Origin of the sequence: Sphingosinicella sp. YJ22, assembly GCF_011320075.1 — a bacterium.
Taxonomy (GTDB): domain Bacteria; phylum Pseudomonadota; class Alphaproteobacteria; order Sphingomonadales; family Sphingomonadaceae; genus Allosphingosinicella.
Genome location: NZ_JAANPA010000057.1, coordinates 1 through 12,035, shown reverse-complemented (window position 1 = coordinate 12,035; position 12,035 = coordinate 1). Strand labels below are relative to the sequence as shown.

11 protein-coding genes and 1 tRNA gene are annotated in these 12,035 nt (G+C 68.1%); 4 read left to right on the top strand and 8 right to left on the bottom strand.

The window, feature by feature from the left end:
• The 3 genes from G7B71_RS14810 to G7B71_RS14800 form a co-directional block, all read right to left on the bottom strand.
• The coding region (locus tag G7B71_RS14810) for a hypothetical protein (RefSeq protein ID WP_207774815.1) at positions 1 to 513 on the bottom strand (513 nt) is incomplete at its 3' end.
• 65 nt (positions 514 to 578) lie between these two features.
• A complete protein-coding gene (gene fghA / locus G7B71_RS14805) occupies positions 579 to 1,427 on the bottom strand; it encodes an S-formylglutathione hydrolase (protein ID WP_166042301.1) in 849 nt (282 codons plus the stop codon).
• Position 1,428: 1 nt separating this feature from the next.
• Positions 1,429 to 2,541, bottom strand: a complete 1,113-nt coding sequence (locus G7B71_RS14800) for an S-(hydroxymethyl)glutathione dehydrogenase/class III alcohol dehydrogenase (protein WP_166042299.1) — start codon at positions 2,539 to 2,541, stop codon at positions 1,429 to 1,431.
• 78 nt (positions 2,542 to 2,619) lie between these two features.
• Here G7B71_RS14800 and G7B71_RS14795 point away from each other — a divergent pair, with 78 nt between their 5' ends.
• Both G7B71_RS14795 and G7B71_RS14790 read left to right on the top strand, forming a co-directional pair.
• Positions 2,620 to 3,909 (top strand): SDR family oxidoreductase, encoded by a 1,290-nt coding sequence (locus tag G7B71_RS14795; protein WP_166042297.1) that lies wholly within the window; start codon positions 2,620 to 2,622, stop codon positions 3,907 to 3,909.
• Positions 3,906 to 4,385, top strand: a complete 480-nt coding sequence (locus tag G7B71_RS14790; RefSeq protein WP_166042295.1) for a DUF2269 domain-containing protein — start codon at positions 3,906 to 3,908, stop codon at positions 4,383 to 4,385. Before G7B71_RS14795 ends, G7B71_RS14790 begins: the two co-directional genes overlap by 4 nt.
• A 16-nt stretch (positions 4,386 to 4,401) precedes the next feature.
• Here the strand turns inward: G7B71_RS14790 and G7B71_RS14785 are convergent.
• Positions 4,402 to 4,477: transfer RNA gene (locus tag G7B71_RS14785), tRNA-Thr, on the bottom strand.
• Positions 4,478 to 4,690: 213 nt separating this feature from the next.
• Here G7B71_RS14785 and G7B71_RS14780 point away from each other — a divergent pair.
• Positions 4,691 to 8,122, top strand: coding sequence for a TonB-dependent receptor (locus G7B71_RS14780; protein WP_166042294.1), 3,432 nt, complete (start codon positions 4,691 to 4,693; stop codon positions 8,120 to 8,122).
• 59 nt (positions 8,123 to 8,181) lie between these two features.
• On the opposite strand, the gene G7B71_RS14775 is transcribed toward G7B71_RS14780, so the two are convergent.
• Genes G7B71_RS14775 through G7B71_RS14760 form a run of 4 tightly spaced genes read right to left on the bottom strand, consistent with a single transcriptional unit; the run spans position 8,182 to position 11,016 of the window.
• Positions 8,182 to 9,036 (bottom strand): hypothetical protein, encoded by an 855-nt coding sequence (locus tag G7B71_RS14775; RefSeq protein WP_166042305.1) that lies wholly within the window; start codon positions 9,034 to 9,036, stop codon positions 8,182 to 8,184.
• Positions 9,033 to 9,380: a hypothetical protein gene (locus G7B71_RS14770; protein WP_166042292.1), complete on the bottom strand. Its 348-nt coding sequence runs from the start codon at positions 9,378 to 9,380 to the stop codon at positions 9,033 to 9,035. Before G7B71_RS14770 ends, G7B71_RS14775 begins: the two co-directional genes overlap by 4 nt.
• Complete coding sequence (locus G7B71_RS14765) at positions 9,377 to 9,688, bottom strand: hypothetical protein (RefSeq protein ID WP_166042290.1); 312 nt, start codon at positions 9,686 to 9,688, stop codon at positions 9,377 to 9,379. Before G7B71_RS14765 ends, G7B71_RS14770 begins: the two co-directional genes overlap by 4 nt.
• Positions 9,685 to 11,016 (bottom strand): replication-associated recombination protein A, encoded by a 1,332-nt coding sequence (locus tag G7B71_RS14760; protein WP_166042289.1) that lies wholly within the window; start codon positions 11,014 to 11,016, stop codon positions 9,685 to 9,687. Before G7B71_RS14760 ends, G7B71_RS14765 begins: the two co-directional genes overlap by 4 nt.
• A gap of 122 nt (positions 11,017 to 11,138) precedes the next feature.
• Here G7B71_RS14760 and G7B71_RS14755 point away from each other — a divergent pair.
• Positions 11,139 to 12,035, top strand: an 897-nt coding sequence (locus tag G7B71_RS14755) for a DUF305 domain-containing protein (protein ID WP_207774814.1), incomplete at its 3' end; no start/stop codon positions are given.

Here is a 12,035-nt window from a genome sequence, read left to right as displayed (position 1 = left end):
GGGGCCGGTGCCGCGGCGGCGACCGCCGCTCGCGCCGCGCGTGCCGTCGGCGCCCGGCTCGCTCACGCCGACCAAGGCGAGGCGATAGGCCGCGCGCGAGGCGAGGGGATCGCCGCTGTCCTTCGCGAGGCGGTAGGCGGCGAGCAGGAAGGTCTGGGCCTGGCGCTGGCTGCCGCCAGCGCTAAGCCGCATCAGCTCGCCCGCCGCGGCGCAATAGCGGGCGAGGGCAAGTGGCGCGGGGACCTGGCCGCCGACCAGCGCCACGTTCAGCGCGGCGGGGCTGGCCGAGGAGGCGTCGCCGCGCGCGCGCAGCTGGGCGAGGTCGGCCTCGACTGCGTCCGCGGTGGCGATCAGCGCCTGGTCGGTCGGGTAAGCCGGCGCTTCGGGGCCCATGCCCGCGGCGGCGGTGCAAAGCTGGTCGGCGGGTGACGGGGCGGCCTGCGCTAATGCGGCGCTCGGCGCGACCATCCCGGCCGTCGTCACCGCGAGTCCCGTCAGGACCAGATGCCTCAAGCTCAACTCCCCCCAAGCCGCAGCGGGAGAAGCCTAACCCAATGGCCCTAGCCATGCACCCCCCTCTACCGGGATTGCCGAAGCCGTTCGGCGTGCCAGCGCAGATGGTCCGCCATGAAGGTGGAGATGAAATAGTAGCTGTGGTCGTAGCCGGGCTGCATGCGCAGGGTGAGCGGGATGCCGGCCGATCGGCACGCCTCTTCCAATAGCTGTGGGCGGAGCTGCTCGGCGAGAAACGTGTCGGCCTCGCCCTGGTCGACCAGCAGATCGTCGACTCGGGCGCCGTCCTCGATCAGCGCGACGGCGTCGTGCGCGCGCCAGGCGGAGCGGTCGGGGCCGAGATAGCCGGCCAGCGCCTTCTCGCCCCACGGCACCTGGCTCGGAGCGACGATCGGCGCGAAGGCGGACACGCTGCGGAAGCGGCCGGGATTGCGCAGCGCGATGGTAAGGGCGCCGTGACCGCCCATCGAGTGGCCGGTGATCGCCTGGGCGCCGAGGTCGATTGGAAAGGCCGAGGCGGCCACGTCGGGAAGCTCGTCCACGATGTAGGAATACATGCGGTAGTGGCGGTCGTAGGGCGCCTGAGTCGCATCGACATAGAATCCGGCGCCGAGGCCGAAATCATAGGCGGCGGCGGGGTCGTCGGGCACGCCTTCGCCGCGCGGGCTCGTGTCCGGAGCGACGAAGATCAGGCCAAGCTCGGCGCAGGCGCGGCGATACTCGCCTTTCTCGGTGACGTTGGCGTGGGTGCAGGTGAGGCCCGAGAGATACCAGACGACCGGGCACGGGCTGCCGTCGTCGGCCTGCGGCGGAACGAAGACCGAGAAGGTCATGTCGGTGCCGGTCGAGCGGCTCGAATGCTTCACGACATGCTGGGTGCCGCCATGGGCGCGGGTGATGGAAATCGTGTCCATGTCAGTAGACGATGACGCTGCGGATGCTCTCGCCGGCGTGCATCAGGTCGAAAGCCTTGTTGATGTCGTCGAGTGGCATGGTGTGGGTGATCAGCGGGTCGATCGCGACCTTGCCGTCCATGTACCAGTCGACGATTTTGGGGACGTCGGTGCGGCCGCGCGCGCCGCCGAACGCGGTGCCTTTCCACACCCGGCCGGTGACGAGCTGGAACGGGCGGGTCGAGATTTCGCGGCCGCTCTCGGCGACTCCGATGATGACGCTCTCGCCCCAGCCGCGGTGGCAGCATTCCAGCGCCTGGCGCATCACGTCGGTGTTGCCGGTGCAATCGAAGCTGTAGTCGGCGCCGCCGTCGGTGATGTCGAGGATGGCGGCCACGACCTTGTCGTTGCCGACCTCGAGCGGGTTGATGAAGTCGGTCATTCCGAACTGCTCGGCCATGGCGCGCTTGGCGGGATTGATGTCGATGCCGACGATCTTGTCGGCGCCGACCATCCGCGCGCCCTGGATGACGTTGAGCCCGATCCCGCCGAGGCCGAACACGACGACGTTGGCGCCCGGCTCGACGCCCGCAGTCCAGATCACCGCGCCGACGCCGGTGGTCACGCCGCAGCCGATGTAGCAGATCTTGTCGAACGGCGCGTCGGGGCGGACCTTCGCCACCGCGATCTCGGGCATCACGGTGAAGTTCGAGAAGGTCGAGCAGCCCATATAATGGTAGATGGTCTCGTTCCCGAGCTTGAAGCGGCTGGTGCCGTCCGGCATCAGCCCCTTGCCCTGGGTGCCGCGGATCGCGGTGCAGAGATTGGTCTTCTGCGAAAGGCAGCTTTTGCACTGCCGGCATTCGGGCGTGTAGAGCGGGATGACATGGTCGCCGACCGCGACCGACGTGACCCCGGGGCCGACCTCGCGGACGATACCCGCGCCTTCATGGCCGAGGATCGAGGGGAAGATGCCCTCCGAATCCTTGCCCTCCAGCGTGTAGGCGTCGGTGTGGCACACGCCCGTCGCCATGATCTCGACCAGAACCTCGCCGGCCTTGGGCCCCTCCAGGTCGACCTCGTGGATCTCGAGCGGCTGGTTGGGGGCGACGGCGATCGCGGCGCGAGTCTTCATGTGGAGGCTCCTTGGCTTTGCGCTCCGCCTAATCCGGGATAGGTCGGCTTCCTAGAGCCAAGTGCATGGGGGATGCGGATGCGGGTTCTGGTCCTGGGGGCAACCGGCCTGATTGGGTCCGCGGTGACGGCGCGCCTCGTCGCGGCCGGGCATGAGGTCGTCGGCCTCACCCGGGCCCGCGACGCGGCTGCGCGGCGGCTGCCGGTCGCCCGCTGGATCGTCGCCGACCTGCGCGATGTGCGCGGACCGGAGGATTGGCTGCCGCATCTTGAGGGCATCGAGGCGGTGGTGAATTGCGCCGGCACGCTCCAGGACAGCCTCCGCGATTCCACCGCGAAAGTGCATCGCGACGCGCCGGCCGCATTGTGGCGCGCATGCGAGCGGGCGGGCGTGCGGCGGGTCATCCAGTTGTCGGCGATCGGCGTCGACCGGGGTGGGATCACCGATTTCTCGCGCAGCAAGATGGACGGCGACGAGGCGCTGGAGGCGACCAGCCTCGACTGGGTGATCCTGCGCCCGTCGGTCGTGGTCGGGCGGCAGGCTTATGGCGGCAGCGCCTTGTTCCGGGCGCTGGCGTCGCTGCCCGCGCTGCCGCGGATCGCCGATGCGGGGCCGCTCGACGTGGTCCAGCTCGACGACGTCGCGGAGACGGTCGCGCGGCTCAAGCCCGGCGCTGCGTCCTGGGTTGCGCTCGAGCTGGCGGGCCCGCAACGGCTGTCCTTCGACGAAGTGGTCGCCGCCTATCGAAGCTGGCTCGGCTGGCGGCCGGCACGGCGCATCCGGGTTCCGGGCGTCCTGATGAGCCTGATGTGGCGGCTTGGCGACCTCGTCGCCTGGTTCGGCTGGCGCCCGCCGGTGCGCTCGACCGCCCGGCGCGAACTAGTTCGCGGCGCGGTTGGCGACAACAGCGCCTGGCGGGCCGCGATCGGGATCCAGCCGACGCCGCTCGCCGCCGCTCTCGCCGCCGAGCCGGCGTCGGTGCAGGAGCGCTGGTTCGCGCGGCTCTATCTCCTGAAGCCGGTCGCCTTCGCGATCTTCATCCTGTTCTGGCTGGCAACCGGGCTGATCACGCTCGGTCCCGGCTATCGCGCGGCTCTCGGCGTGATGGAGGCGAGCGCGGCGCCATCCACCGCCGAGCTCGCGGTCATCGCCGGAGGCTTTGCGGACATCGCGGTGGCGGGACTGATCCTGTTCCGGCGCACCGCGAAGGCCGGCCTCCTCGCAGCCCTCGCGGTCACCATTTCCTACCTGGTTGCCGGCACCCTGGTGCGGCCTGACCTGTGGCTCGATCCGTTGGGGCCGTTGATGAAGGTGTGGCCGATCCTGGCGCTCAACCTCATCCTGCTGGCAATCCTGGACGAGCGATGATCACGACCTATTTCGTCCTCAAATATCTCCACGTGATCGGCGCCACCGTGCTGCTCGGCACCGGCGCCGGAATCGCCTTCTTCATGCTGATGGCGCACCGCAGCGGCGACGCGGCGGTGATCGCGGGGACGGCGCGGATCGTGGTCATCGCCGACATCGTTTTCACGACGACCGCCGTGATCGCGCAGCCGGTCACCGGCGTGCTGCTGGCGCGCGAGGTCGGCTATTCGCTGTGGGAGGGATGGATCGTCGCCTCGATGATCCTCTACGTCGTCACCGGCCTGTTCTGGCTGCCGGTGGTGTGGATGCAGGCGCGGATGCGCGATCTCGCCCGCGCCGCGGTGGCGAGCGGAGAGCCGCTGCCGCCCGCCTATCACCGCCTGGTCCGCTGGTGGTTCGCCTTCGGCTTTCCCGCTTTCGCCGCAGTGATGGCGATCTTCTGGCTGATGATCACGCGGCCGCAGATCGGCCTGTGAGCCGGGATCGGGTGGATGGTGCCGGGTGTCGGGTTCGAACCAACGGCCCCCTGATTACAAATCAGGTGCTCTACCAACTGAGCTAACCCGGCAAACCGTGGCCCTCATGCGTCAAGTGTTGCCCAAAATCCAGTCATCCACAGGAAGTGCACAGCGCAACCGGTGGAGTCCGGCTAAACCCCTTGCCTTAGGTCACATTCATGCAACAAAGCGCGCTTAGGGGCGCCTCCGGACATCGCTGATTCTCCAGCGAGCGCCCATTTTTGCGCATTTGATTGCCTGTCACCGTCTCCCCGGGGGGTAGAATGAAGAAGACCAGACTGCTTTGTGCCGCCGCAGCCGTGTTTGCGGCGCCTCTCGCCGTTCAGGCGCAACAGATCACCAGCCAGATCGAAGGCCAGGTGACCGACGAAGCCGGCGCTCCGCTCGCCGGCGCCACCGTCGTCATCACCGACACCCGCACCGGTGCCGAGCGCACCATCCAGGCGGGCAGCGAAGGCCGCTTCGTGGCGACCGGCCTCACCGTCGGCGGTCCCTACACCGTCACCGCGACCGCGCCCGGCTACCAGGGCCAGACGGTCGGCGACCTGACGACGACCCTGCAGGGCGCGACCACGCTCCAGTTCAACCTCGCCTCGGCCGAGGCCGGCGCCGAGAACGTCATCGTCGTGACCGGCCAGCGCGCCAACGTGCAGCTGCGCGCGATCGGCCCGGGCACCGCCTTCGGCGCGACCGTCCTTCAGGAAGCGCCGACGTTCAACCGCGACGTCCGCGACATCATCCGAATCGACCCGCGCGTCAGCCTCGACCGCGATGACGGCGGTTCGGGCCAGGACCGCATCTCGTGCCTCGGCGGCAACGACCGCGGCAACGCCTTCACCGTCGACGGCATCAGCCAGGGCGACGTCTACGGCCTCAACGACACCGGCTTCTCGTCGCGTTCGTCGACTCCGCTTCCCTATGACGCGGTGCGCGAGGCCCAGGTCCAGTTCGCGCCGTTCGACGTCGACTTCGGCCAGTTCACCGGCTGCGCCATCAATGTCGTCACCCGCGGCGGCACCAACGAGTTTCACGGCACCGCCTTCTTCGAATATTCCGATTCGGGTCTTCGCGGCACGTCGGTCGACGGGCGCCCGGTCGCTCCGATCGAGCCGGAGAAGCGCTGGGGCGTGTCGCTCGGCGGTCCGATCATCCCCGATCGCCTCTTCTTCTTCGGCGCCTATGAGCATCAGGAAGCCGGCCAGTCGCAGGACGACGGCCCCGCCGGCGCGGGCTACCCGAACGAGCTCGCCGGCGTTCCCGTCGCCGAGTTCAACCGCATCTCGCAGATCCTGAGCGACGTCTACGGTATCGAGACCGGCCCGCTGGTGCGCAGCCGTCCGTTCACCAACGACCGCTATTTCGCGCGCGTCGACTGGCAGATCACCGACGAGCACCGCCTCGAGGGCACCTATCAGCGGCTCGAGGAAGGCACGGTCCGTCCCGACGACTTCTTCACCGGCCAGAATTCGCCGCAGGTCACCGGCCTCAACACTTTCCTCACCAGCGGCACGATCTCAAACTATTATTCGGGCCGCCTCTACTCGAACTGGTCGGACACGCTGTCGACCGAGGTGCGCTACTCGCGCTCCGAGGTCCAGGATCGTCAGGACCCGATCGGCGGCGGCGAGGCGCAGTCGGCCAACCCGATCCCGCGCATCATCGTCGGCATCGACAATCCGGGTACCACGCCGAACGGCGCCGTGCTCGCCGGCCCGGGCTTCTCGCGCTCGGCCAACGATCTGCAGACCCTGGTCGAGCAGTTCCGCGCCGTCGCCAACATCTCGGCGGGCGCTCATCAGTTCAAGATCGGCGCCGAGATCAACCGGGCCGACATCTTCAACCTGTTCGTCCAGAACGCGACCGGTACGCTGACCTTCCGCAACGCCGATGCGCTCGAGCAGGGCCTGCTCAACACCGGCTCGTCGACCACGACGACGCCCAACAACCTGGTCAACAACACGTCGGTCGGCGCGTTCGGCAACTTCAGCCGGACCGGCGACGTCAACGACGCCGCCGCGAGCTTCATCCGCAGCGTCTACTCGCTCTATGCCCAGGACGAGTGGACGGTGAACGACCGGCTGGACGTCACGCTCGGCGTGCGCGTGGACTGGTATGCGGGCGATCAGCCGGACGTGAACCCGAACTTCTTCAACCGCTACGGCTTCAACAACACGACCGGCTTCAGCAACCTCGATCCGGTCCTGATGCCGCGCTTCGGCTTCACCTACGACCTCGATGATTTCGCCGTCTTCTCGCGCACCCAGGTGCGCGGCGGCGTCGGCATCTTCTCGGGCGGCGACCCGCTGGTCTGGTTCGGCAACGCCTTCCAGAACAACGGCTTCGGCTTCTCCGAAGGCACGACCCGCTCGCCGGGCTGCCCGTCCGGCCAGATCGACGTCGTCGTCAACGGCCAGTTCACCGGTCTGCCCGCCTGCTTCCAGGCGGCAGCCTCGGCGAGCGCTGCGGCCGGGCTCGGCGATACCCAGTCGGTCGATCCGGACATCAAGATCCCGACCGTGCTCCGCGCCAACCTGGGCCTGCGCACGCAGCTCAACTTCGCGGAGACGGGCTTCTTCAGCGGCTGGAACGTCGATTTCGACTATATCTACAGCCGCTACGAGAATCCCTATTCGATCGTGGACCTGTCGCAGACCCCGGACATCCGCGCCGGTCTGAGCGGCTTCACCGTCGACGGGCGCCCGATCTATCAGGCGATCGACCCGACCCGGACGAACTGCAACGCGGAGCTGGTCTCGGCCAACCCGACCCCGATCTATAGCGGCGTCACCGCGGCCTGCTTCGGCACCAGCCGCGACGACGAGCTGATGCTCACCAACACGGATGGCTTCCGCAGCCATATCGCGTCGTTCATTCTCTCGAAGAATTTCGACGGTGGCATCTTCACGCCGGGCGGCTCGGTCTATTTCAACTTCGGCTACGCCTACACGGACGCCCAGGACCAGCGGAACATGTACAACTCCACCGCCGGGTCGAATTACGACCTGTCGGCGGCGTTCGACCGGCAGAATCCGGAACCCTCGCGCGGCTTCTTCGAGAGCCGGCACAACATCACGCTGGCGACGACCTTCCGCGAGGAGTTTGTCGAGGATCTGACGACCTCGTTCGGCTTCACCTTCGTCGCGCGGTCGGGCCGTCCCTACAGCCTGACCTTCGCTGGTGGCGGCGTGTTCAACGACAGCGCGTCGGGTAACAACAACGCGCTGCTCTATGTCCCGACGGGCGTGAACGACCCGAACCTGTCGCCGGCTTCCGATCCGGACGCGGTCAATGCCCTGGTCGGCTTCCTGAATGGCCTGCCGTGCGCGCGCGGCTATGCCGGGCAGACGATCGACCGCAACACCTGCACCAACGACTGGTATTACGACCTCGACCTCAGCTTCTCGCAGGAGCTTCCGGGCCCGGGCCGTCTCTTGGGCGTCGGCGGGATGAACGACTCGCTGCGCGTGTTCGCGGTGTTCGACAACTTCCTGAACTTCCTCAACGACGAGTGGAACATCCAGCGGCGCCGTAACTTCTCGGGGCTGCAGGACATCGCCAGCATCTCCGGGGTCGATGCTCAGGGCCGCTATATCTTGAGCGACTTCAACGGCGTCGAGAACTTCAACGACGACAACCAGATCAACGTTTCCTCGTCGGTCTGGCGCGTGAAGGTGGGCGTCGGTTACCGCTTCTGATCCTCACCGGATCGAAAACAAGAAAGGGGCGGCGGGGCAACTCGCCGCCCTTTTTCTTTTCAGAGGATGCCGAAGGTCCAGCCTTCGGCCCGGGCGAGATCGGGCGTGAGGCCTTCGGGAGCGAAGGCGCGGGGTTCGCTCGCCGCAAGCGCGCGCATTCCCGCGGCGGTGACGAGTGCGTCGGTCTGGTGGTCGTTCGGCTCGAACGGCAGCCGGACCGGCTTGCTGCCAAGGCCCTTGAGGGCGCGGTTGAGATCGACCTTGGACCTCAGCTTGGTCCCCGTCATTCCGGCGCGGCGCAGATAGATGCGGGTGTAAATCTCGACGACGGCGCTGCCCTGCTGCGGGAGCGGGTCCATCGGCCAGATCGTGACCTTGCCGTCGAGGCGATGGAGGAGGCGCATTCCGGAGAAGCTCGCCTTGGCGACCTGCGCCGCGCCGATCGCGTCATAGGCGCTGGCCGTCTTGCGCCCGCCCTGCGCGTTGAGGCGCGCGTCGCAGCGGCGGAAGTGCATGAACTGGGCCTTCACGCCGTCGGCGATTCCGAAATAGAAATGGCGGCGGTGGGTCTGCTCGAGGAAACTCGCGGCGCCGAGATCCTCGTCGTCGCAATGGCGGTCGACATAGGCCCAGAAGGCGCGCGCTGTGCTCGGGACGTCGGCTTCGCCCGGCAGATATTCGCCGCGCTCGGCGATCGGCGGTGCGAAGCTGAAGTCGAAGCCGAACAGGGTCGGTGCCTTCTTCGCCTCCGCCACAAGCCAGTCCAGAACCTCGCTTCGCGACCAGACATGGTCCGGCCGGACCAGCCTGGGCGCGGCCGATCCGGCCTCCGCCATCGCGATGGCGATGCCCTTGTGGCGCCGGCCCTTGGCGCCGGACCAGTCGATGGCGGCGAAGCGGGCGAAGTGGGTCAGGGGCGCTCCGTCATGCCCGCGGCGGCGCGCTGCGGCTTCTTGGCGCGGTCCCACCAGGCGCGCTGGATGTAGAGCTCGATCCGCTCGTGCGCCGGCGTGCCGTAGCGGACGAGCAGCATCGGGTAGTTGCGATAGTGATCGGTCTCCCAGAAGGTGTCCGGGTCGGTCTCGAACAGGATCTGCTTCTCGGGATGAGTCACCATCAGCGCGAAGCTGCCTTTCTCTCGCCCCGGCGACATAAAGCCCTTGCCGTTGACCTTCGGGCAAGGCGTGCCCCACCATTTCTCCAGGATCACGTCGGGCAGGGAGCAGGCGAAGGCGACCGCCTCGTCCCAGTTCTTCATTGGCCGTATTTCGCTCCCTGCACCTCGAGATCTGCGCCGCACCGGGAGCACTGCCGCTCCGGAAATCCAACGATCGGGTTGATCAGCCTACCGGCGGAGTTCGCGAAGATTTCCTTGTAGTAGACCGACTTGCCACATTTTTCGCAGGTGATGACGAAATGGGCGACCGCGCTGCCGGCGGTAACGACGGCTGCTGCCACGAACGCCTGCAGGCCAGTGAGCCAGCCGAGGATCGCTGCCGCGGCGATCACGGCGAGCAACCCGAACCGCACCAGCGAGAAGATCAGGCCGAGCTGGTGCGTGGTCATTCCTCGCCCCGCCGTTTGGCGCGCTGCTCCTCCCACCAGGCAATCCGCTCCGCCACGCGCTTCTCGAAGCCGCGGTCGGTCGGCTCGTAGAATGTCTGCGGCTGCATTTCCTCGGGCCAGTAATTGTCGCCGGAGAAGCCGCCCTCGGCATCATGGTCGTAGCTGTAGCCTTTGCCGTAGCCGACCTCTTTCATGAGCTTGGTCGGGGCGTTCAAAATGTTCTTGGGCGGCATTAGCGAGCCGGTCTCGCGCGCCAAGCGCCATGCCGCCTTCTGCGCCTTGTAGGCGGCGTTCGATTTGGGCGCGGTGGCGAGATAGAGGCAGGCCTGGACGATGGCGAGCTCGCCCTCGGGCGACCCCAGGAAGTCGTAGGTGTCCTTGGCGGCGAGGCATTGGACCAGCGCATTGGGATCGGCCATGCCGATATCCTCGACGGCGGTGCGGACGAGCCGGCGCAGCAGGTAGAGCGGCTCCTCGCCGGCGGTCAGCATGCGCGCGAGATAGTAGAGCGCGGCCTGCGGGTCCGAGCCGCGGATCGATTTGTGAAGCGCGGAGATGAGGTTGTAATGCCCCTCGCGGTCCTTGTCGTAGACCGCGACGCGGCGGTGGAGCAGGGCGGCGAGCTCGGCCGGCTCTAAGGGCTTGTCGAACTCGATCGAGAACAGGGTCTCGGCTTGGTTGAGCAGGAAGCGGCCGTCGCCGTCGGCGGTGGCGACCAGCGCCTCGCGCGCGGCGGGCGTCAGCGGAAGCGGGCGCTCCATCAGCGTTTCGGCCTTGTCGAGCAGGCGGCCGAGCGCAGCGGCGTCGAGCCGGTTGAGGATCAGCACCTGGGCGCGGCTCAAAAGCGCGGCGTTGAGCTCGAAACTGGGATTCTCGGTCGTGGCGCCGACGAGGACGACGGTCCCGTCCTCGACGTACGGCAAAAATCCGTCCTGCTGGGCGCGGTTGAAGCGGTGGATCTCGTCCACGAACAGCAGGGTCTGGCGGCCGAGCTTGCGATGCTCGCGCGCCTCGGCGAAGACCTTCTTCAGGTCGGCCACGCCCGAGAACACCGCCGAAATGGCGATGAAGCGCAGGCCGACGGCGTCGGCGAGAAGCCGGGCGATGCTGGTCTTGCCGGTGCCGGGCGGCCCCCACAGGATCATCGAGGCGAGCTTGCCGGCGGCGACCATTCGGCCGATCGCACCGTCCGCGCCGGTCAGATGCTCCTGCCCGACGACGTCGTCGAGGCTGCGCGGGCGCAGGCGGTCGGCGAGCGGCGCACTCTCGTCCGGCTCCGGCGCGGGCGGCGGGGCAGGGGGCTCATCGGCGGCGAACAGATCGGCCATCGGCTTCGTCTAGTCTCCCGCGGCGCGCCTCAAAAGCCACAAAGCGCCGGCTTCTCGCCCGTTCCCCCGCGGGTCCGGGCCGTGCTAGGCCTCGTCCCACACAGAAAAAAGGGAGGCTGCACTTGGCTATCGATCGTCGTTCGTCCGTCCGGCGCGCGCTGCGCTGCTCCGCCGCATTGGCCATCCTCGCCGTCGGCACCGCCGCCGCGGCCCAGGACGTGCCGATCCTGCAGCCCGGCGCCCCCGGCCAGCCCACGACGACGATCAGTGCCGAGGAAGCGGTGCGGATCGCCGACACCCGCTTCTCGCCCGACGACGTCAAGTTCATGCAGGACATGATCCTGCACCACCAGCAGGCGGTCGAGATGGCGGCGCTTGTGGAGTCGCGCAGCACCCTGCCGGCGATCGAGCAGGCGGCGGGGCGCATCACCGCGTCGCAGGCCGACGAGATAAGCTTCATGCAGACCTGGCTGCGCGAGCGGGGCCAGCAAGTGCCCAATGTCGCGGCCGCGCATCATGCGGACCACTCCGCCCATGCCGACATGCCGGGCATGTCGACGCCCGCGCAGATGACCGCGCTCGCGGCCGCCCGAGGCGCGGCGTTCGACCGGCTGTTCCTCGAGCGGATGATCCACCATCACGAGGGCGCGCTGACCATGGCGCGCGCGCTGCTGCGCCGCTCGGGCTCGGCCTACGATCCGGTGCTGTTCCAATTCGCCAACGACGTGATCAACGAGCAGCAGGCCGAGATCGAGCGCATGGCGGCGTTGCTGGGGCCGTTGTCCAACGATCGCCGCGCGGTTCTCACCCCGGGCTTCCGCGATGCGGGCCAGGCGATCAGCAACATGACGCTGGTCGCCTCGCTGCCCAAGCCAACGGGCTTCTTCGATCCGAATAACCCGGCCAATCTGCCGCCGCCGATCCCGGCCGAGGCAGGCGCGACCCCGGCGCCCGCGCCTGCCGCAGGCGCCGCGGCGACGCCGCCCGCGCCCCGCGTCGGCGACCGCTCGCCGATGCTG

Excerpts from the sequence above, each read along its gene's own strand:
- G7B71_RS14760 (WP_166042289.1), bottom strand. The coding sequence starts at position 11,016 with ATGGCCGATCTGTTCGCCGCCGATGAGCCCCCTGCCCCGCCGCCCGCG.
- G7B71_RS14765 (WP_166042290.1), bottom strand. The coding sequence starts at position 9,688 with ATGACCACGCACCAGCTCGGCCTGATCTTCTCGCTGGTGCGGTTCGGG.
- fghA (WP_166042301.1), bottom strand. The coding sequence starts at position 1,427 with ATGGACACGATTTCCATCACCCGCGCCCATGGCGGCACCCAGCATGTC.
- G7B71_RS14770 (WP_166042292.1), bottom strand. The coding sequence starts at position 9,380 with ATGAAGAACTGGGACGAGGCGGTCGCCTTCGCCTGCTCCCTGCCCGAC.
- G7B71_RS14800 (WP_166042299.1), bottom strand. The coding sequence starts at position 2,541 with ATGAAGACTCGCGCCGCGATCGCCGTCGCCCCCAACCAGCCGCTCGAG.
- G7B71_RS14795 (WP_166042297.1), top strand. The coding sequence starts at position 2,620 with ATGCGGGTTCTGGTCCTGGGGGCAACCGGCCTGATTGGGTCCGCGGTG.
- G7B71_RS14790 (WP_166042295.1), top strand. The coding sequence starts at position 3,906 with ATGATCACGACCTATTTCGTCCTCAAATATCTCCACGTGATCGGCGCC.
- G7B71_RS14780 (WP_166042294.1), top strand. The coding sequence starts at position 4,691 with ATGAAGAAGACCAGACTGCTTTGTGCCGCCGCAGCCGTGTTTGCGGCG.